Raw genomic sequence first — 22,218 nt, forward strand, 5'->3', positions numbered from 1 at the left:
CGTCCGATGAATCTACCGGGCGGGCTTCACTCATGGCTGGGACTTCCTTGCGCCAGTTCGGCCAGTTCAGCGGCCTGGCGAGCGGACGCCGCGCGTTCCTCCGCCTGGTACCGGCGGATGGCTGCGGCCGTATGCCAACGGTCCAGCCAGCCCAGCCCGACGACGCTCAGCCGGTGCGGCCTCGGGCGCGTCCTCGGGCCGTCGAGGGCATTCCGCAGCGCAGTGCGGAAGGCGGCCGCGGGCAGATCCTTCGCGGCCAGTTTCTGGATGACGGCGGCCAGGTCGCGGGCGTAACCATCGGGGTTCGGACGGTTGGCGAGCCGGGTGAGTTCTTCGAGCAGCAAGGCTCGGCCGCCGGGGGCGCTCAGGACGGCGTCCAGGGCGCCATGCCGTTCCAGGACCTCGACTGCCTCGGCGATCCGCGTGACGTCCGCGCCGTCTCGGGTCGCTTGGGCGAGGTCGGAGAGCACTCCGGCGGCGTCCGGCTTGCCCAGCAAGGTGTCGGTCACGCCGTGCAGATGGAGGACGGCGTGCTGCTCGGCCAGGTCGGCGTGTTGCGGGGACAGCGCGGCGAGTTCGCGGGCGGCGGTCCAGATCAGGTCCGGTCGTTCGTGCCGCGCGACGTCCTCGGCGAGGGAAGCCGCCGATTCGCCGCGGCCGAGTTCCGCGAGCACCCAGCCGAGCAGCTTGGCGGTGCCGTCCCGGTCGTTCAGCGGGATCGGCCCGGCCGGCGGCGTCGGACGGAACCACCAGCGGTGCGTGGCGGTGCGCACCAGTTCTTCGATCATCAGGTCCGCGTCGGGGGTGCCGCTGAGCAAGTAATCCGCAGTCGGGTGTTCGGCCGCGGGCAGCCGGACGGCGTCGGCTGGACGGTCTGTGCCGTCGATACGCAACTGCTCGGTGAAGTTTCGGATCGCTGTTGCGTCAGTGGTCAAGAAGGACGATCCATTAGGGACGGACACATCGGACGGTCCGTAGTGGACCCCCACGGTACGGCCGTCAGGTGTCCATGGCCGAGGTGTCGCGGGTGCGGGGGAGTCGTCCAGGCCGCGGAAAACCCTCGGCGTTGGCGTGCCAGTCGACATACCCGGGCCGAAAGCGATCCTGACTTGACCGCCCCCCTCGGACACTCGGATCTTCACCGGGACGCGGTCCAGCACGTCGGAACCCAAGGCATCGGCGAGCTTGCCGGCCAGTTCGCGCGCCGCGGCGGTGGCGTGTGCTCGGCCGTTCGGTCCGGTTCCGGTGACCTCGACCGGCGGGACCGGGCCGTCCGTCGAACGCAGGCGGGAGATCAGGTTATCCAGCGGCGTATCTGCCACCAGGACGGCGTCTGCGGCTTGCATCGTCGCGCCGCGCTGGACCTCGCCGAGGTGGTAGTGCACGCGGCTGTCGTCGACGGTCAGCAGCGCGCGGGCAGCGGGCGGGAGCGGAACGTCGTGCACCTTGCCGGTGTAACTGCTGCGGTCGGTCACGGTGCGGACGAGGGCGGACAGCTCCGGGTTCGCCGCGATGTAGGACAACGCCGCGTGCCACACCAGATCTGGGTCGGCGTGCCGGTGCACCGCGGGTTCGACCGCGGTCAGATGCAGGTCACCGTCCCGGTTGTGCAGGCCGCGCACCAGCGTCTGGATCACGCGCTGGGTTAGCTCCAGCGTCTCGAACCGGTCCGCCAGCGGGGCCGGATCGCCCTGCGGCGGCAGGAGCCAGCTGTGGTCGCTGTTCATCCGGATCTCCGTCATGCCCGGGAGTTCGAGCGCGGAGCTCAGGCCGATCCGCCGGGCCGTTTCGGTCATCGCGACCGGGCCGGAACGGTACATCACCGACTGCCGGTGCACCCGGCCCAGCGGCGTGGCGAAGAAGCCCTGGCCGAGCGAGTCCACTTCGCGCGGCATCAGATTCGCTTGCGTCTGCCCGTAGTTGTCCCGCAGCTGGTCCAAATAGGACGAGGCGAACGGGTGTCCTTTCGACATGGTGAACGCCGAGTTCGCGATGTTCCCGCCGACCCGGTGCACCGCGTAGCCGGCGTCGGACTCGGCGGCGCGGACGACGTCGTCCAGGCCGTGCACGACATTGTCGCCGTCGGTGTAGAGACCGCCGAACCGGTGCATCAGCTCCAGCCGCAGGATGTCGCTCGCCGCCGCGAACCCTGGGCCGGTCTGTTTGGCCACTTCGGACAGATAGAACTCCTGTGTCCGCATGGGATGCTCGCTGGTGAACACTTCGTCCACATTGACCAGTTGGACGCGGTGCTCGCCGGCCCAGCGCAGCAGGTCCCGGACGTCGTGCAGCGGATCCGGGCCCTCTTCCGGGGCGGTGGTGGTCAGAGCCAGTTCGGTTTGCCAGCGCGGGACGTCCGTCCACAGTACGGGGACGATGCCGTCGCCGAGCCGGTCCGCCGCGTCGCCGAAGTTGCGGCGGAAGGCGTGCATCGTGCCGGTGTCCTTGAGCGGTCCGCCCAGCCAGATCGAGTGCATCAGCAAGGGGGTGGACGTCGTCTTGGCGAGCGGTTCGACGTTGCCGGGCGCCCATGTGGACAGTTTCTCGTCGGGTCGTTCCTTCTCGAGGGTCCAGTCGCGATTGTCGTCCAGGTTGGCGGGATCGAAGTGTTCGCTGCTCAGCTGGTAGCCCTTGGCGAGGTCCAGCAGGTCCAGGAAGCTGATGCCCTGTCCGGCGGTGAGGGTCCGGAAGTCGTGTCCGCGCAGGAATTCCGGCGGTTCCGGGGCGCGGTACAGGCCGAACAGGTCTGGTCCCAGCAACGGCGCTGGCGCCGGACCGTTGACCGCGGTCTGCCGAAGGTCTGCCACGAGGTCCTCGGGCGAGGAATAGCGGGTTTCCTCGACGGGCGGCGCGCTGTCTGTTGTGGACTGCACTGAAGGGTCGCCGAAGGTGTGGAAATGCCCGCCGTCGGTGACTGCGGTGAAGCTGTCCTTCGCGCCGATGGCCTTGCCGAGTGTCGCCGAATCCCGGCCGAACAACGCAGGCTTGGTCGGCGCGTGCACTGTGGACGGACCGCCGAGTTCGCTGAGTGCTCGCTGGAAGTCGTGGGCCAGGCCGCCTGGTCCGTCGGTCTGGCCGGTGCTGCACGCGATGAGCGTGACCGAATGGGACTGCGCCAGCGGCGCGGCCTGCGCGACGATCCGGGCGAACGTATCGCCGTCGACTCGCACAGTCTTGCCGCCCAGCAAAGTCACCTTGACCGACTGTTCGCGTCCGTGGGCGAAAACGAAGAGGGAGTCGTCGTCCCACGGTGCCGCGGTGTGGTCGGCCCACTCGCCGAACCGGCGGCCGGACAGTTCCGGCGTGGCCCCGTTGGCGTTGGCCTGCTTCAGAAGCGGATCGAACTTCTCCGGCGTCGCGCCCTCCGGAAGGGTGCTGACCGTACCGGAATTGCTGGCTACCCAGTCTCGTTCGACGCTTTCGGTGTGCTCGTTCGCCGGAAGGAACGAGACAGCACGAACCCGGCCGGAGGCGTCGGTGATCTGGCGGACCTGAATGTCGTGCGGGTCGAAGCTGTACGGCCGGTCGGTGTCAGTGTCCCAACCGGACACTGTGTCGTTCGCTTCGACAGTGCCTTCGCGATGTTCTTCGACAGTGTTCTCCGCCGGACGCGGCCAGGTGTGCGCGTTGAGCTGGCTGTCCACTTCGGACTTAGCCTGCCACCATTTCCGCAGCGCCTCGTCGGCTTTGTCGCGGGCTTCCTGGATCCGGTTGGCCGCATCGTCCTGCCGCGCGGTGTGGTCGGTGTGATTGTTGCGGTACTCGTCCAGCACAGCCAGGATTTCCGCGGCGCGATCCTGCGCGGCCTGCCGCTGCTGGACCAGGTTCGCCTGCTCGTTCCGGATCTGCTGGACCTGCCGTTGCGCGTCCCAGGCCCTCGCGACCAGATCGCTTTGGTCGACAGAACCCGGTTCCTCGCCGAGAGCCAGCGACAGAAGCTGCTCGTCGAGTTCGTTGAGCCGGGTGATCTCGTCATTGCCTGCGCGCAAGGCTTGGCCCACGTCGCGAGCTTCGTTCTGCGCCGTCTGTACGGCTTGCCGCATTTGCTGCACGGGATTGCCGTCGGCCGGGAGGTGCAGCCCGCGTGCGCCGTCGGTCGTAGTGCGGACGTTGTCGTTTTCGGACAGCCACGCATCGTCGTAGTCGCGCTGTGCCTTTTCGAGTTCCTCTTCCGCCGTGCGCCAATCCTCGGCGGCCTTCTTCACCGCGTCCTGCGCCGAGGTGAGCGTCTCCGGCAAGGGCTGGCCGAGCGACTGTTCCAGGTCCGTTTCGCTCATCCGCGTCCGCGACGACTGCGGCACCCGCACCTCGACCGCCGCGGTCTTGCCGTCGACCGTCGCGACGATCCGGTACTCGACGTCGAACCCGACCAGCCCGGTCCGGCCCTTGTCCTTGCCGACGACGGACCGCTGCGCCGCGGCGGTGCTGGACGTCGGATCGCTTTGCCCGACCGGGCCGCGCACGTCGAGCCCGCCCCAGGCATGCGTGTTCCGGCCCGGGTCGGTGATGCCGCCGGTGCCGATATTGCCCTGCTGTTCGCCGGTGACCGTTTCCTTGGCCTCGCCGGTGAAAGTGGATCCGGATTGGTCCGAACGCTCCAATTTGACCGAATCGCTCAGTCCGGTCAGATCCGGTTTCACCACGCGGGTGTAGACCTTCACCGAGGCGTGGCTGCTGCCGGTTACCGCGGAGGAATGCAGATCCGGGGTCGCGAAGGGTTTGCCGACCATGTTCGGCAGATGCGCTTGCAGCGTTTCGTTGGTGATTGAGGACGAGAGCGTGTTGTGCGCGCCAGTGCCGGGTCCGGTGAGGCCGTTGCCCGCGCCGGCGAGCCGCAACGCGCGGATGGCGCCGGCCCGCACATCCGCGGCGCCACGGATCCCTTCCACGGTCGAAGACTTCGGCAGGGGACCGAAACCTTCCTGCTGCCACGCTTGGAGACGGTCCTGAGTGGACTCCGTGGCGCTGAGTTCGGTCGTCCGCGATCCGTACAGTTTGGTGTGGTACTGCTCGTCGCCGGAGATCCGGTGGTCGTCCGCGGACGACCGCGACGTCACGGTCGCCTCCTGCGAAGCGACCGGGTAGGTGCGCCCGTCCCGGGCGACGACCAGCTCGAACTGGACCTGGTGCTGGTACCGCGCCGACGGTCCGCTCGAGGAGGAGGTCAACGCGGTGGTCGTGGTCTTGGCCTCGACGGTCTGGTCGGTCTTCGCGCGGGTCCCGGTAGCGCCGAGGTACGCGCCGTCGTAGCCGCTGACCTTGGGCTGGCTGTCCTGGAACAGACCGCGGCCCGCGCCTCGTACTTGTCCGCCGTAAGACGAGCCGTGGCCGGAATTCTTTTTGTCCGTCTGAGTCGAGTTGACGACGTGGTCGACCTCGCTGCCGTCGTGCTTCACGCCCAGGAACTGCGTGTCGAGGATCTTCGCTTTGAGCTGCAATTGGTAATTGTCGGTCCAGAGCACGCCCGCGTCTTGTGCCAGCAAGGACACGCCGCCGTCGAGCGCACTGTCCACAAGGGACGTGACTGCTTCCGGAGAGGCAGTGTCGAGCGTGCGCTGGAGGTTGTTCATCGAATCGTTCAGCACCGATTTCGGCAGCAGCCTGTCGCCGAGTTTGCCGAGCTGCTGCCGGGCGTCCTGCACCAGCTTCGTCAGGTTGGGTGCGTCTTCCAGCACCGCCGAGCCGAGCGAGCTGGACTTGCCGCCTACCAGCGGCGGAGCCGAAAGTGTGCCGGGTGCCGGGGTGCGCGGTTCGACCGGCGGCAGCAATCCTTCCGCGCGTGCCTCGTCCTCGGTCATCGCCACGAAGACCGAACCCGGCAGATGGACGTCCGCACCCGCGCGCGAAATCGATCCGTTGACCAGGCCTTCCTGGCGGCTTTCCGCGATCAGCCGGACATTCGAATCGTACTGCACCAGCACGGTGCGACTGTCCGAAGAGGACCGGTTGGTGTGGTCGACGCTCGCGGTGATCTCCTGGGACGAACCGGAGCTGCGCTGCCACGGGCTCCATTTCGCGGTGCCGAAGAACTGGCCCTGGCCGTGGGTGTCGCTGCCCGGCGGCCGGATGGTGAGGCCGAGTTGCACGTTGGCTTCGACGGATTGCTTGTGCGTGCCTTCGTAACTGGCTTTCGAGCCGCCGGAATACGTCCGGTCCCCGCCGCCGGTTTCCGAAACCGCGACGAGCTTCGGATTGCTCAGCGAGACGCCCACGCCGAGGCCGCCGACTCGGTCCGCGACGCGGCGGTCGTAGCGGAATCCGTTCGCGGTACCGCCCTGTTTAAGCAGCTTCGGCGTGAGGCCGCGGAAGTTTTCCGGAGAGAACATCCGGTCCACGCGGGCGCGCGCCTCGCTGCCCGGCAGGCCGAGCACCGCGTCGCCGCCGGCCGCGCGCTGGAGCTGTCGCAGCGCCTCGTCCCGCAGTGCCTCGGTGTTCGCAAACGCTTCCACGTGCAGGAATTTCGGCGGCGTCTGGTTCTGCTGCTGGGTCAGCAGGTCGTCGATGCTCGGCGTTTCGTTCGGCGACATCGAGACGACACCCGGCTTGCCCGGCTTGAATTCGGCCGGGTCCTTGCTGAGCGCGGCCCCGTCGTTGATCCACAGGTCGACTTTGCCGTCGATCTTCGGCAGGCCGGGATCGCCGGTTTTGGCCACTGTGGACACCTTCGGCGTGACCCGGAACGGCGAGCCGGGCGTCAGCCGCCGCACCCACGGCCGGTGGCGGGTGTAGCTGGTGATCTCGACCTCGAACTCGACGTCGTGCTCGAAGACCTGCGAATCGGGGCTGCCGCCCTTGCCGGTCGTCGTGGTCACCGTCGGGCCGCCGGAATTCTTCCAGGTCCGGTTGTCCGAGTACTGCAGCGGGCTGACGGTCGGGCTGATGCCGAGGTTCGCGCCGGCACTGGCGCCCGGAATGATCACGCGGCCTTCGAGACCGACCGACCAGCCTCGTTCGGTGGTGGTCGCGCTGGTCAGCGAGGGGCTGGTTTCGTTGCTGTTCTTGACCGAACGGCCGTCCGCCTGACCGAGGTGACGGCCAGGTCCCGGCTTCGCCTTCACCGTGACGTTGATGTATTCGTCGGTGAACAGCCCGCGCCGCTTCAACTGCGCTGAAACGCCTTGCGTGAACAGACTGTCCATTTTGCCCCGCAGCGAGGCGACCGAGAACGTGGAGGCGATCTTCCGCAGGTTCGCGAACCGCTCGGAGATGTCCCGGCTGGAGCCTTGGTTGTCGCCCTGGAATTTGTCCCAGCGGGGCAGGAACTTGTCCGCACCCGGGAGGTTCCGCAGCGCGTTTTCGATCTGCGGCTGGACGCGGGTCGCCGGTTCGAACGATCCGGGCCGCGCCGTGCCCGCCGCCATGGCCGCCGCGAGATAGGGCGGTTCGTAGCGCGCGCCGACGTCCTTGAACTTCGGCGAGGTGTTCTTCGGCACCGGAAGTCCCTGGGCTTTCGCCTCGGGCAAGCCCATTCGCGTGTACGAAGTGGCTTGGATCGTGGTCGTTTCCCCGGTTGAGGTGGTGACCTCGAGGTCGACGGTGACCTTGTACAGGCCGATGTCGCCCTTCGCGTTCACTGTGGACTTGTTGGTGAAGCTGGTGCCGCTTGTGGACTGTTGGTTGACCTTCCGGGAATAACTGCCGCTGACCCCGCCGACGCCGCCGACCGTGCCGGGTACATAGGAACCGCCGCCGAAGATCGCATTGACCTCGCCGCCGTATTTCGACGAGACGGTGGTGCTTCCGCCGTTTACCGAGGAATCGTTGAAGCGCAGTTCGCTGTCGCCAGGGATTGTGCCGAGGTATTCGACCTTCGTCGGCCGCGCCGCCAGCTGGACCGCGTCGCGGTGGGCACCATGTGGGCTGAGCAGGTCGTTCGAGACCACCGGACTGCCCTGCATCGCGGTGCCGAGCATGCTGCGCACCCCGCCGCGGCTGAGGAATTCCCGCAACGAGGTACGGCCCGGGGCGCCGAATTTGGTCACCGACGGATGCAGGTTCTTGCTCACCTGATCGAAGAGCGCGTTCTCGTCGAAGTCGACCGCTTCCGGCGAAAGGAATTCGATCTTCTTGGCCCAGTCCGGCTTCGGCTCCGCGGGCCCGACCGTCGGTTCCTGCTTCAGGTTGGACAGGTCGGTGGAGAGGACGAGTCCCACTTGTCCGTCCACTGTGGAGCCGACCAGGCCGCCGGTTTCGTTGCGCACCGTGATGCGGTAGGTGACCGGAGCGTCGGCCCGCTGCATGTCGCCCGCGGTGCGGATCACCCGCTGGTCGGTCCCGGTCGTGGTGCCGGTGTGCTCCGCGGACGGGCTGGCGAGCTGCGCGGTGCCGCCGACGGACGCGTACGGTCCGGCCGGGAACAATGCGAAGTACGAGGAGCCGACGACCTTCGCGGTAGTGTCGGTGTTCGGGCTTGCGTGGGTGGTCTTGACCTCGTTCTTGACGTCGCCGATGGTCGGTTGCGGGAGTTTGGTGATCTGGTCGGCGTTGACGGAGCTGAAGTCCGGCTCCGCGGTGACGTGCACCTCGTACCATTTCTCGCCGGCGCGCACCATTTGCTTGCGGCCGTCGCCCATAAAGGACTCGAACTCAGGGCCGGACAGGGAATCGGTGATCGCGTCGATGCCGTGTATTTGCGGCGGGTTCTGCTGCTTCGGGTTGAGGCGCTGGATCAGGTTTTCGATGCTCGTGCCGACGTCTTTGGCGCCGCGGACGTCGACCGGGACCACGGAGCCGAGCGCTTTGCCGTCGCGGACGAACTCGGGCAGCCGGTCGGCGAGGGGACGGGTGTCGGGCTCCTCCTCGGATTGCTCGTCCGCTACGAGTACGGCGTCCTGCTGGTTCTGGTTTTGCTCCGCTGTGTTCGTGGGGGCGTTGTGGTCTGGCCCGGGCTGAGCGTGGTCCTGGTTCGGTGTTTGGCTGTCGGGTTGCGGGGCCTTGATAGGGGTGTGCAGGTTCGGCCTGCCGTCCGGATCCGGCTCCGAGCGGTGGTCGTCCTGGTGCGGCGTCGGGTTCGGCGCGGGGGCGTCGCCGAGGTGGTGGTCGCGGATGTTCGCGGTGTTCGAGACCTGCTCGATCTGCGCGAGGTTGCCCGGGTTGAGCCGCGAATCGTGCCACGCGTCCGGCCCCATCACGCCAGGCTGGTCCTGGCGGTTGAAGAGAATTTCGTCGTTCTTGTAGCCGTCGCCGAGACCGATGAAGTGCATCAGCTCGTGCGTGACGCCGAAGGGCGAGTCGTGGACGTCCCAGTTGAGCTGGTTCGTGTCCGGGGTGTCGGGGTCCACAGTGGAATCGTGCACGTTGACCGGGACCCGGCGGCTGGGGTCAGCCTGCCAGCCGGTGTCGTCCGGGTGGATGTCGTCGGCGACGCGGACGTCGAGCCGGAGATGCAGCTGGTCTCCGCCGGGCAGCCGGGACGACTGGTTGACCCAGTCCTCGAGATGCTGCCGAAGGTCCTGGACGAATTGCTCTCGCTGCTGGGGCGTGACCGACCCGGAATGCGAGGTCAGGTCGATCGGGATGGTGTGCTCGCGCACCCACTGGCCCGGCGCGATCTCGAACCGGCGCACGTCGAACCGGATGTGCGCCATCGCCCCGGCGAGTTGCCCGCCCTTGAGCCCGTCGCGGTTTCCGGTGAATTGATCGGCGATCTTCTTGATCGGATCGAACCGCTCCGAGGAAAACCGCGTGACCGGCGCAGTGTCGCGACGACCGTTCCAGTCCTTCGGCCCGGGCAGCGTCTTCGGATTCGGCTTCGGCGTTTCCTTTGCCTGCCCATTGTTTTTGGGCGCAGCAGCGGGAGTCTGCGTGTTCGCCGGACGATTGCCGCTGAGATTGTCGACCAGCGCTTGCCGGGTGGCGAGCGTCAGATCGGCGAGCTTCTTGCCGTCCTCGACGTTCTCCTTCATGCCTTTGACCAGCGACATGCGCTCGTTCTTGGGCAGATTCGCGACAACCTCGGAAAACACCTCCGGCCGGTTCGGATTCGGCCCGCTCGGAGTGATCCCGTGGAACGCGGCTTTCGCGGCGATCTTCGCCAGATTGGGATCGAGCGTCGTGTGGTTGCCGAGATAGTGGCCGAGGAGGTCGGACCACGTCGTTTCGTTGGCGTGGCTTTGAGTCAGTGCGGTGATCCCGTTCGGATCGGTGCCGACCTTGCTCGCGATCCGGGTGCCGTTGGTCTGGATGGCAAGATCGGACGAGAACTTCGCGATCGCCGTCGGATGGTCGCTGTATTGCCAGCTCGGATTGCGTTGCGACAGCACTGAATCGACCAGACCCTGGCCTTCTTTGGCTCCGTAATCGAAATTCCCCGTGTTCGGATTCTTGGTGCCAAAAGTCGCGTCGTTCTCGAGCCTGTTGCCCTCCATCCGGACAAAAGTGTTCGGCTCCGGGAAGTAAACCGCCCGAGAATCGACCCCGGCGAGCGCCTGCCGGACGTCGAGATCCAGTTGCGCCGCGCGATTCGCGAGATCCCCGTCCTCGGGCCGGACGTTGTACCCGCCGCTGATCACCTCGGGCGGCCCTTCGGGGTTCTGCTGGACCACGGTATTGACCGCGTCGAACAGCGGCCCGGTGCGGGTGTTGAAGGAGTGGACGTCGGCGTCGCCGGTGTGCAGGTAGACCTCGTTGGTCCCGCCCGCTTCGCGGATTTGCCCGACGAGCTGTTCGGTGACCGGATTCCGGACCATCGTTTCGCGGATGCCGCCGTACGGGATGGTCTTCTGGTCGATGTTCGGGTTGCTCGGGTGTTTCCAAGTGAATCCGATAATCGCTACCGGGAAGCGGTTGTCCCAGGTATTCTGGAATTGCTGGATTTTCTGGTTGATCGCTTGTTCCGAGCCTGGTGTGCCGTTGATCCCGATGACCAGGCCGAACCGTCCGTCGGCGGAGTTCCCGGTGAACCCGCCTGCGTACTTTTCGGCGATGGTCTGGAGATTGTCGTCCGGAGTCGCGGCGACGGTGGCCACGACGCCGATGCTGTCCTGGTTGTTCTCGTTGCGAGTGCCGAGGTTGCCGATGATGCCGGTTTCGTGCACGACGGTGAACTTGAAGTTCTTGAGGTGCTGAGCGAAGTCGCCCTTGCCGCCGGTGACAGAGGGCTGCTTGCCGACATTCGGCCCCGGGCCGGTGGCGGGGGTCGGCTTTTTCGGTGCCGCGACCGGGGTGTGGAGGTTGCTGCTCTGGGGTTTTGCTGCGGGCTTTTTGGGTGCCGCGACGGGGGTGTGAAGGTCCCGGCGCGGCGTGGTGTTGTCACTGGAGCGCGGGGCAGGAGTGGGCTTCGTGCCGATCGGCTTCGCCGGGGAGGGCGGTTGGTTGTTCTTGGGGTCGTCCGGAGTCGGCTGGGGCTTCGCAGAGTTGGTGGAATCCCGGCCGGGGTTCGGTGATGTGGCTGCGCGCGGATGCACGGCCGGAGCCGGCTCGGCGAACGGCTTCGGCTCGGAAGCTGGCTTCGCGGGAGGTTTCGGGCTGGAATCGCTGACCGGGGTCCCGGTGGGACTGGCGGACTGGTCCGGACTTGGACTGCCGGGAGCGTTCGGCCTTGAGTTGGGTTCGGCAGCGGGGTTCGTGCCTGTCTTCGGATCCGGGTTGGTGGTCAGGTTCGGATTGCTGGCCGGGTCCGGCCGGGTAGCCGGGCTCGGGTTGGTGGCCGGGTCCGGGTGTGCAGTCGGGCTCGGGTTGGTGGCCGGATGGGGATTGGTGCGGGTGCCCAGGTTGCCAGCGTGGTTCGGGTTTGTGGCGGGGCTGGACTTGGTTGCCGGAGACGGGTCGGAGTTAGTGGCGGGATGCGAATCGGTGCCCGGGTTGGGAGTGACGTTCGGGTTGGGAGACGGGGTGAGATTCAGGTCCGCGGCGGGGCCGGGCTTCGCTGCCAGATCCGGGCTGGGGGCCGGGCTCGGGCTGGGGTTGGTGGCCGGATTGCTGTGGGCGCTCGGGTCGGCGGTGGGGCGCGGGTCCGGGGTGGGGCTCGGCTTGGTCGTCGGCTCCGGGCCGGGGGCAGGGCTCGAGACGGGTTTCGCGGCTGGGTTCGGATCGGTGCTCGAGCCCGGGTTGGTTGCCGGGTTGGGGTTGCCGGTCGTCGGGCCGGTGGCCGAGGTCCGGATGGGGCTCGGATCAGTTGCGGGGTTCGGGCCGTCGACGGTGGTTTTCGGGGAGGGGCTTGGGGTGGAGTCGATGCCCTTGACGCTGGTTGACGTCGGCGGAGGCACCGGCTTGGTCTGCTGGGCGGTCGCCGGGTCCGGGTTGGTGCTGGTGGAACTCGGGCTGGTGTTCGGGGTGCGGACGGAGTCGGGGGATGAGTTGGTCTCGGGGCCGTGCTGAGCGGACGGGGTCGGGGAGGCGGTGACGTTCGGGCCGGGCGACGAGTGTGAAGAAGCGTTGGTCGCGGGGACCGGGCCGGTGTGGCCGGACGGGTTGGGGGCGGTGTCCGGACCGGGGCGGGGCGTCGGGTTCGAGGAGCCGTTCGCCTGGCTGGTGTCGGTGGCGGGGTGCGGGGACGCGTTCTGGCCGCCGAAGCCGGGGAGCCCGGTGTCGTGGTGCGGGGTGGGCGTGTGGGTGCCGCCGGTCGCGGGCGGCGAGACAGGGTGGCCGCTCGGTGATGGGCTGGTGGCGGGGTTGGCCGGTGAATCCGCCGTCGAGGGGGTCGAGTCTCGTGGCCCGGCGGGGGTGGGTGTGGACGGTGGCGGGGTGGGGGTCCCGGTCTTGACCGAGTCCGGCGTGGACGGCGGCGGGGCGGCGTGGTGGTCGGCACCGTTCGTGCCTTGACTGGCGGGAGTGGAGCCCGGGCTGGGGTTTGTGCTGGTTGACGGGCTTGTGCTGCCACCGGGATTGGTGTTTGACCCGGGGTTCGGACTAGTGCTGGGGTTGGTGTTTGCCCCGGAGGGCGGGTTGGCGCTGGCTCCGGGGTTGGCGCCGGGGGACGGGCTGGTGCTGGTGCCTGGGTTGGTGATCGTGCTGGGCGACGGGTTGGTGCCGGGATCGGTGTTCGCGCCCGGATTCGGGGCGGAGTTCGTGCCCGGATTGGTGCTCGGGTTCCCGGTGCCTGCGTTGGGACCGGTGTTGGGGTTTCCGGCACTTGCGTCGGGATTGGTGTTGGGGTTCCCAGCACCTGTGTTGGGACTGGTGCTGGGGTTTCCGGCGCTCGTGCTGGGACCGGTGGTGGGGTTTCCGGCGCTCGTGCCAGGGCCAGTGCTGTGGCCGCCATTCGTGCTGGGGTTCTGGTCGGGGGTGGGGCTGGTGGTGTTGCTCCCGCCCTGGTTTCCGGTGCTGGGGTCGCTGCCGGGAGGGGTCGAGCCGGTGGCGGGGGTGTTGTCGTTCGTGCTGCCGGACGAACCAGCGGGGTTGCTGCCGGGTGACTGCGGCGCGGGATTGCTGGCCGAGCCGTTCGCGGGAGCGTTGCTGGTGGTGGGGTCGTTGGACGGGTTGTTCGCGGAGTTGGGGCCGCCCGTTGAAGGGGAATTGGCGCCGGGTGAGGTTGGGGTGTGGGAGCCGTTCGCTGAGCTTGAGTTGGTGGCGGGGTCTCCGGTCGACGGGTTGCCGTTCGTCGAGTGTGCGTCGGGTGTGGAGTTGGGCGTGCCGGGCGCGGAGTTCGAGGCATCGCCGGTCGTCGAGCCGTTGGGGGAGTTCTGGCTGCCAGGCGAGTTGCTGGCGGAGTTGGTGTCTGGGGAGGTGGAGTTGTTCTGGCCGACGCTGTGCGGGGCGTTGTTGCCGGAGTTGCTGGAACTATTAGCGCCGCCCGGGCCGGAGCTACCGGGGCCGTTGGCACCGCCAGAGCCACCGGCGCCGGTGCCGCCGGAGCCATGGGGATCGGAGTTGTTGGTGCCGCCGGAGCCGGAGCCGGAGCCGGAGCCACCGGAGCCGGTGCCGCCAGGGCCGGTGCCACCGGAGCCATGGGAACCGGAGCCGTTGGAGCCGCCAGCCCCGGTGCCACCAGGGCCGGTGCCACCGGAGCCATGGGAGCCGGAGCCGGTGCCACCCGGACCAGCGTCGCCAGGACCGGAGCCGCCCGAATCGCCAGGGCCGAGACCCCTCGGATCGCCGGATCCGCCAAGGCCGTTAGGGCCGTTGACCGGGTCCACCTTGATGTTCCCGGTCCCGTTCTCCCCGCCGGGGTCGTTCGGGCCCTTCCCCTCACCGCCGCCACCGCCGCCGGTGAGTTTGTCGTGCAGGTTTTGGCCTGCGTGATGGGCGCCGTGCGTAGCGGCACCGCTGAGGCCGCCGTTCAGGGCACCCCAGCCCAGGCTGTCCAGGTCTCCGCCGAACAGACCCGCGCCGGCCAGGCCGACTACTACCTCGGTCGCCGCTTCGACGCCGGCCGCGCCGAAGACGTTGTGGCCCCACTTGCCCAGGCCGCTGTGCGCGCCCGCGGCGAACGCGCCGCCGATCGCGCCCAGTGCGGCGTTCTGGCCGATTTGTTTCCAGTCGAAGCCGTCCCGGTTGCCCTGCGCGATCTGGATGAACTCGGCCAGCATCTCCTCTGCCGCCTCTTCCGCGGCTTCCTGCGCGGCCTCTCGCGCGACCCTCGACAGCAGGCTCATCAGGCGCGACATCAGCGAGCGTTCGATCTGCATCACCGCGGTCCGCCCGGCTGCCCAGATTCCCGGGATCAGCGGGGCGGTGAACGGGTTCGTCATCGCCCAGATCAGATCCGCTGCGGTGACCGCGATGGAAATGAGAATGCCGTATTTGGCGTTTTCCACATTCAACGCGTATTCGCGCAGGGCGGCGGCCTGCTGCTGGGCACGGTAGGAGAAACCGGCGCCCATGGTGCTGAGTTTGTTGGCGTAGTCGGCGAAGTTGGTCGCTACCTCACCGCCCACATTGGACACTACCTGCTCCGCCAGCTGGCTGAAACCGGTTCCAGCGGCGGAAATCTCCTGCGCGACCTGATCCCACTCGGCGGCCAGTTCGCGGGCTTTGTCCTCGTCGCCCTGCGGCCAGGCGTCGCCCGCGATGATGTAGAACACCCAGTTCAGGCTGGGGTCCACCATGAGACTCATCGCGGGAGCACCTCCTTGGCGCGAGGAAAATCAGGAAACGGGTTCTTCCGGGGTGACCGGCGGCTGGGCGGGGATCGACTTCGCGGGTTCCCAGAGTTCGGCGGGCTCCAGAGGGTGCGTGACTTCGCCCTCGATCGCGTCCACTGGCTTTTGCGAGCGGACGAAGACGGTCGATTCTGTCGGCTGCAGCGGGGTCACGACCTTGTGCTGAACCGGGCGTCCGATCGACAGGTGCTTCAAACGCGGTTCCTCGTCAGGCAACGGTTCCTGGCCGCGATCCGGAATCCGGGCCCGGACGCTCTTCGCCGCGGTCCAGCCGTCGTCTTCGGCTTCCGGGGATTTGCCCAGCACTCTGTTTTGGATTCGTACGCCGCGCCGGTACTCGGTCGGAGGGGCGTCCGACCCGCCTCCGGGGTCGGACTTGGTGACCTTCTCGTGCAGGTCGGTGAAGTTCTTGAACAGGGCATTGGACCCGTCGAAAGCACCCTGGTCGGCCTCGCGGAACGACGTCGCCATGTCGCCGATCGCGTCGCGGGTCGCTTCCACGGCCAGCGCCCACGCGTTGATGCCGTTGTAGATCTCGGCCGCCGACTGGATGTGCGTTTTCGAGAATTCGTTGCCGTTCTTGTCATTCCCGGCCGCGTCCTGGATCCGGCTGGGGTTTGCCAGGCTTTGCACCCGCTGGGCCAGCGTGCGCAGTTCGGCGCTCTTGCCGTCGAAGCCGTCGCGGCCTCCGTCCAGGCCGTCGGCGTCGACGAAAAATTGGTCGGTCACGGCAGGTTCCCTTCGTCGAATCCCGGCACCCGCGCCGAGAACAGGGCGTTGACGTCCACTTTTCCGCTCATCAAATCCTCCGCGGAAATGCCCGGCGGCAGCATGGGGGCCATCATTTCCGCGGCCGCGGCGACGGATTTCTGCCGGGCGGCGGAGACGGTCTGCACGATCACCGAGGCCAGTTCGGCGGGAGCCATGCGTTTGTACGCGCTGGTGGGGAAGGAAAGTTCGGTCAATTCGCCGGTACGGCCGACAGTCGCGGTCACCTCGCGGCGAGCGGAAGTAACGGTGCTGGTGGCGGTTTCGACGTCCTGGCGGGCTTGGTCGAAATGGTCGCGCTGGTGCTGGTAAGCGGCCATCGCGTCCTCGAGCATTTTTTCGTAGTGCGTGCTCATCGGGTCTCCTCCCGAGGGTTCAGCCGACCGAGGCGAGGCCGGGCCCGAGGGCCATGGCACCGGTGTCGGGCGGGCGGATGCCGCGCAGGTCGGCGGCGGCGAGCGTGCGGGACGCGGCGGCGGCCGACAGCGTGCGGGCCAGTTCGTGCGCGGCGAAGGCGGTGTGGTCGGACGCGGCGGACAACTCGTGGGCGAGGGCGTCGCGGACGTCGTCGGGGACCTCGTGGCCGCGGCGGACCAGCAACCGCACGGCGATCTCGGCGAGTTCGTCCACTGTGTACTCGCCGAGTTGCCAGCCGTACGGCAACGCGTCGCGCAGGGTGGGCAGTTGCGCGAGCAGTTCGCCGACGCGGTCGCTTTCGCCGGTGAATACCACGACCGGATCGGCGGGGCGGCGGGCGATCATTTCGGACAGCGCTTCCAGGGCTTCGATGCCGGGGGTGTGCGGCGAGGTGTCCCAGTCGCCGTCCAGGTCGACGACCAGGGTGCCGCCGGAAGCGTCCTCCACGGCGGCCCGGACGAGGTGTTCGGCTTGGCCGGGCCATTGCGGGGAAAGCTCTTCGGCGAGGTTGCGGTGCACCAGCTGGCCCATCGGAGCCATGCCGAATTCGGAGAGGATTTGCGCGTACAGTTTCGCGTACTCCGACCGTCCGGTGCCGCGTTTGCCGCTGATCACCAGGTTGGCCTGGTGGCCGAGCGGTTGCCGTTCGTGGGTGAGCCGGCCGAGTTTGAGCAGCAGCCGTTCGGCGTTCTCGCGCACCGATTTCTGACCGACCAAGCCGCTGAGGCGTTTCCAGCCCGCGCTGGTCGAAACTGCGGCAGCGGGATCGGCGGTGACCGAAACCGTTGACTTCGCGGCGGAAGGAAGTTGCGCCAGTTCGGCCTGAAGATCGTCGGCGGTGAGGCGGTTCAGCTCGATGTCTTTGGACGGCGGGTAAAGCGCCAGCCGCGATGCCTGGTTGTTCACCATCGCCTCGAACAGCTTGCGCGCGACACGACCGTTGCCGAACGTCGAGTTCTTCGGCACCCGTTCGAAATACTCGCGCAGCGCGGCGAGCGCGTCGTCGGTCATTTCGTAGTAGTGCTTGCGGGTCAGGCCGGTCGTGATGGTGACCAGTTCGTCGACGCTGTAGTTCGGGAATTCGATGGTGCGCGTGAACCGCGAAGCGAGACCGGGGTTCGACTGCAGGAATTGTTCCATCTGCTCGGAATAGCCCGCGACGATCACCACCAGCGAATCGCGCTGGTCCTCCATGATCTTCATCAGCGCGTCGATGGCTTCCTGCCCGAAGTCCGGACCGGAACCGCCGGTCGGCGCGCTCAGCGTGTACGCCTCGTCGATGAACAGCACCCCGCCGACGGCCTTCTCCACGACCTCGGTCGTCTTGATCGCGGTGGACCCGATGTACTGGCCGACCAGGTCCTGGCGGGCCACCTCGATCATGTGCCCCTTCGACAGGATCCCGAGTTCGGCGAGCACCGTGCCGTACAGCCGGGCGACGGTCGTCTTGCCGGTGCCGGGCGGGCCCGCGAACACGAGATGCCGCGACATCGGCGGCATCGGCAGGCCCATTCGCTCGCGCATCTGCGACATCTTGATCAGGTTGATCAGGCCGGTGACTTCCTTCTTCACCCCGGCGAGCCCGACCAGCGCTTCCAGATCGCCCAGCGGGCCTTCGAGCACCTCTCCGGCAGCCTCGCTCACGGTCTGGTCGGCGGTCGCGAAGTCGCCCGGCGGACTGGCGGGCACCGGCTCCGCGGTCCGGGCGGAATCGGTGCTCAGGTTGTCCACGTCCGCGTGCTCGCCGCTCACGAGTTCGCCCGACGCGTCGTTGACCACGCAATCGCGGATGCTGACGGGCTCGGTGGTCTCCACGTGGAAGCCGTCCTCGCCCGCACCGAGGATCTCGCATTCGGTGAACGACGCCTGAGCAGCGACGTACACGCCGTTGCCGCGCGCATTGCGCACCCGGCAGCGGGAAGCGGTCAGCGTCGTACCGACGGTGATTCCGTCCCCAGTGGAATCAATGATCTCGCAGTCCTGCAAGGAAATTTCCGCAGTACCGCCAAGGTGCAGACCGCCGCCGCGCACCTGCACCGACTTCGCCGAGGACGGCGCGCCGCTAGCGAACGAGACTGCCTTGTCGGAGGTCGAATCGACTCGAAGGTCGGCCACGGTCAGCCGGGCGTCCTCGGTGACCTGCACCCCGGTTTCCCGGCCGGTGTCGATGGAGGCGTCCGCGAGGTCCAAGGTGGACTGTCCGGAAAGGACGATCCCGACGCCGCTGTCCGGCGTCATCCGCAGCCCGCCGACGGTCACCGCGGCGTCGGCGCTGACCGACATCGCAGTGTGCGTCGAGCCCCGCACGGTCGCGCGCTCGAACCGCGGCCGCGCCTGGTCGTCGACCAGGATCGTGACCGGTGAGCCTTCAAAAGTGCAGTCCACGAACTGCGGCGCGGCGGCTCCGGTGGCCTGCACCGCGTTCGCGCCCGCCCCGGCGAACACGCATTCGCGCAGTAACGGCTCGGCGGACGCGGCGATGTGCGCGGCCTGCATCGGCGCCGAACGGAACTGCGACGACGCAACGGAAACCCGGCCCTTACTGGTCACGTACAGGTCGACATTCGCGCTGTCCCGCACGGTGAGCCCGGTGATCGTCGCGCGTCCTTGCTGCTCCACGACCATCGCCGGTTTCTGCGCGCCGACGATCTCGCACTGCTCGACAATCGCGACCGCTTCGCCATTGACGCACACCCCGTTGCCCGCCGCGCCCTGCACCACGCAGCGGCGCAGCAGCACCGAACCGGTCTCGGCCACCACAACGCCGGACGACGCGGCGTCGACGATCTCAGTGTCCTCAATGGCCGATTGCACCGGCGACGCGACCACGACCCCGGCACCGCCGGTGCTCGTCACCGTGCAGCCCCGCAGTGCGAGCGAGCCCTCCAACCGGGCCAGCAGCGTCGCCCACGAGGTCCCGGACAACCGGCAGCCGTCGAGCGCCGCCTCGCCGCGCACGACGTCCACCGTGACCAGCTGGTCGTCGACGCCGGTGAGGACGAACCCGCTGAGCTGCACCGCCTCGGCGTTCGCGACGAGCACGCTCCCGGTGTTCGCCACGATTTCCACGGTGCCCGCGCCCTGTTCGGCCACCAGCGACACCATCCGGTCCACCACGAGGTTTTCCTCGTACCGGCCGGGGTGCACGCTGATCGTCGCCCCCGGCTGCGCCTGCGCCAGCGCCGCGCCGATGGTTCCGAAGGCACCCGGCCGGTCGCTGCCGACCACGAGCAGCTGTCGGTTCATCGTCTCCGCCTCTCCGCACTCACGCCAGGCCCGGGAGCGCCCCGAACCGCTCCGCGGCCTGCTCGTCCATCACGGTCCGGACCAGGTCCTCGCCCGCTTCCGCCCACGTCTGCACCGTCTGCCGGAGCGAATTCATGGCCAGCTCGTCCAGCGAAGCCCGGTCGTTCGCCACCCGGCCGGTCTCGTCGATCTCGCTCGCGGTCAGCTCCCGCAGCAGCACCGCGCCGCGCGCACCGGCAGCCGGTTTGCGCGTTTCCAGCACCTTGAAGCTGGTCCCCGGCACGAACAGGACGCGGTTTTCGACGCCGCCCTCGCTCGGTTCCAGCAATTTGGTGCGGCGTCCGGTGATCGACCACACCAGCACGTCCGTCTCCCCGTCCACTGTGGACGACGGTTGCGTCAGCGCGTTGAGGAAACCCCATTCGGTCAGCACTTTCCGCCCGTCCAGCAGCGGCCACGCGGACGGCGGCAGCTCGGTGGCGAAGGTCGCCGGGCCGCGGTGCGAGGGCAGCCTGCTCAGCCCCGCCACGACGCACCGGGCGACCGGGACGTGCGGGCCGTTCGCGCCGCGCCGCAGTCCCGCGTCGATCGTCGATCCCTTGGGGGACAGGTAAAGCTGCACCGCCACCGCGTCGGTCAGCACCTCTGCCGAGGACGACGTCGACAGCACGCCTTGGAATCCCGGGTGCTCGGACAGGATCCGCGCGACGGTGTTCGACATCAGGCCGTATTCCGCGCCGAGCGATTTACGGAGCCACTGGCGTTCCTTGTCGGCCCCGCGTTTGGGCAGCAGCGCGGTCGATTCCGCGCCGGGGGTTTCCTGGAAACGCAGCTCTGCCGGGGCTTTCGCCGGTTTCGGCGCGGGCTCCGCTTTGGCCGGAGGTTCCGACTGGTCCGAAGTGGACGCCGGAATCGCGGGCTTGGCGACCGGTGGTTCGACGGGCTTGGCCGGTGCGACGTCGGCCGGGGCGAGGTGCGTGAGCGGCTTCGCGGCCGGAGGAGCGGCGGAGACCTTGACCGGGGGCTCGGCGGGAGTTTCCGCCGGAGCAGCGACCGGAGCGACCGGAGCAGCAACGGGAGCAACCGGAGCAGCGATCGCCCCGGGAACCTCCGTCGGCGCGGCAATCCCCAACGCCGCCGGAGCCGCAGGCAGATAAGCCGCCGGAGCAGGCGCAGCCACCACCGGCACCGGATGCCCAGACTCGATCGCGTCCAACGCCCGCGCCACCACCCGCGGCCGCGCACGCTCCGCAAGCAGCGCGGCAGCAGGCAGCACCCGGCTCATCCGGCGAGTCTGCTCGTCCAGCCGCGCCAGCAAATCCTCCGCCAGCAACCGCATCCGCGACGCCGAGCCCTCGTCCGCCGCGTCAAAGGTCAGATTGTGCACCGCGGCATCGAGGCCGATCTCGCGGATCGCGGCCGACGAAGGACCGTCCTGCGGCGGACGCACCAACAGCCCGGACTGCACGACCTCGACCACCGCGTCCGGCGAGTACCAGTACACCGCCGGAGAGACCTGGTCGAGTCCGTGGATCGGCGGACGGTGCGACAGCAGCTCAGGCAAGACGGAATCCGAGCCCGGTTCGTAGCCGAGTTCGGTGGTGAACGGACGCCAGCCGAGCCGTCCGTCGTACAGCACCGTCCGCAGGGTCGGCAGCTGTGGCGAACCGACCGGCACGCCCGCGTAGAACGCGACCGGCTTGCCCAGCAGATCGGCCAGCGCCTGCCCGATCGCGGCCTCGCCGGGCACCTGCATCGGGCCGTACTGGACGAACCGCGCCTTGGCCCGCACCTTCTCCGGCAGCTGCACCCACAGCCGGGCCGCGTCGTCCAGTGCCAGCGGCGGGCAGCCGGGGCAGCCCAGCACGATCGTCATGGTGTCGTGCTGGGCGGGCATCCGGGAGATCAGCGCGCGGCGGTGGTGCCGCTGGGGTGCGTCGAAGCCGACCGGACGGACCCACAAGCCGCCCGGCAGCGGTTCGGCGACGCCGCGCGAACTCGTCGGGGTCAGCTCGGCGGCGATCCCGGAATCCCAGGCCGGGCGCGGGAACCGCTTCGCCTCCCACGTCGGCGGACGGCCCGGCCGGAACCGCACCCAGCCGCCGCCGCGCCCGGCGTGGACGAACAAGGCACCGCCCGCGCTCGGGATCACCGACCCGTCCGGCGCGAGCACCGGGCGGTTGATCCGCTCGGCCAGCCACTGCCCGGCCAGCGCGGTGGTCTCGCGCGAACGGCCGCCGATCACCAGCCGCACGCCGCGACGGCGCCGGGGGAGCGCCTTGGCGACCGATTCCCACATCGTGATCGGCGAATCCACCGGCAGGTCGACGACCACCAGGTCGTGGTCCGGATCGGCGGCGACGCCGAGCGCGAGCGACTGCGCCTCGCCGGTCATCCCCTCGGCGAGGTGCACGACCAGGGCGTTGCCCACGGTCTTCTTCTCCAAAGCGCCGTCGTCGCGCCGGATCAGCGAGAGTTCCATGGCTGTCCTCCTTCCGCTCAGGCTCGGCGGCCGACGGCGGGCGCCGCCCCGCCGGTGTGGTGCGCGATCAGCCCGTACACGAAGAACCCGACCGCGATCAGCAGCCCGAGGACGAGCCCGACCAGCAGGCCCACCCAGGCCCGCCGGGCGGGCACGTCGAGGTGGCTCGCGTCGCCGAGCACCAGCGCCGACGTCATCCGCCCGATCAGGAACGAATACGCCTCGACGTGGTCCTTCTGCGTCTGCACCATGGCACCTCTCCTT

At 68.5% G+C, this 22,218-nt stretch carries 6 protein-coding genes; all 6 read right to left on the bottom strand.

The annotated features are described in order from the left end of the window. Nucleotides 1-26 precede the first annotated feature (26 nt). Genes FKO37_RS19785 through FKO37_RS19810 form a run of 6 tightly spaced genes read right to left on the bottom strand, consistent with a single transcriptional unit; the run spans nucleotide 27 to nucleotide 22,205 of the window. Nucleotides 27-14,996, bottom strand: coding sequence for a hypothetical protein (locus tag FKO37_RS19785; protein ID WP_238608423.1), 14,970 nt, complete (start codon nucleotides 14,994-14,996; stop codon nucleotides 27-29). A gap of 30 nt (nucleotides 14,997-15,026) precedes the next feature. Next, nucleotides 15,027-15,770: a hypothetical protein gene (locus tag FKO37_RS19790; RefSeq protein WP_238605405.1), complete on the bottom strand. Its 744-nt coding sequence runs from the start codon at nucleotides 15,768-15,770 to the stop codon at nucleotides 15,027-15,029. Beyond that, a complete protein-coding gene (locus tag FKO37_RS19795; RefSeq protein WP_043834115.1) occupies nucleotides 15,767-16,165 on the bottom strand; it encodes a YbaB/EbfC family nucleoid-associated protein in 399 nt (132 codons plus the stop codon). The genes FKO37_RS19790 and FKO37_RS19795 overlap by 4 nt, the downstream gene beginning before the upstream one ends. 19 nt (nucleotides 16,166-16,184) lie before the next feature. Further along, nucleotides 16,185-19,472 (bottom strand): right-handed parallel beta-helix repeat-containing protein, encoded by a 3,288-nt coding sequence (locus FKO37_RS19800; protein ID WP_238605406.1) that lies wholly within the window; start codon nucleotides 19,470-19,472, stop codon nucleotides 16,185-16,187. 19 nt (nucleotides 19,473-19,491) lie between these two features. Continuing rightward, nucleotides 19,492-21,954 carry a hypothetical protein gene (locus FKO37_RS19805; protein ID WP_238605407.1) on the bottom strand — a complete coding sequence of 821 codons (2,463 nt, stop codon included), beginning with the start codon at nucleotides 21,952-21,954 and terminating at the stop codon, nucleotides 19,492-19,494. A gap of 17 nt (nucleotides 21,955-21,971) precedes the next feature. Then, nucleotides 21,972-22,205: a type VII secretion protein EccB gene (locus FKO37_RS19810; protein ID WP_037812626.1), complete on the bottom strand. Its 234-nt coding sequence runs from the start codon at nucleotides 22,203-22,205 to the stop codon at nucleotides 21,972-21,974. Nucleotides 22,206-22,218: the final 13 nt, after the last annotated feature.

This window comes from Amycolatopsis sp. Poz14, from assembly GCF_006704225.1.
GTDB classification, from domain to species: Bacteria; Actinomycetota; Actinomycetes; order Mycobacteriales; family Pseudonocardiaceae; genus Amycolatopsis; species Amycolatopsis nivea.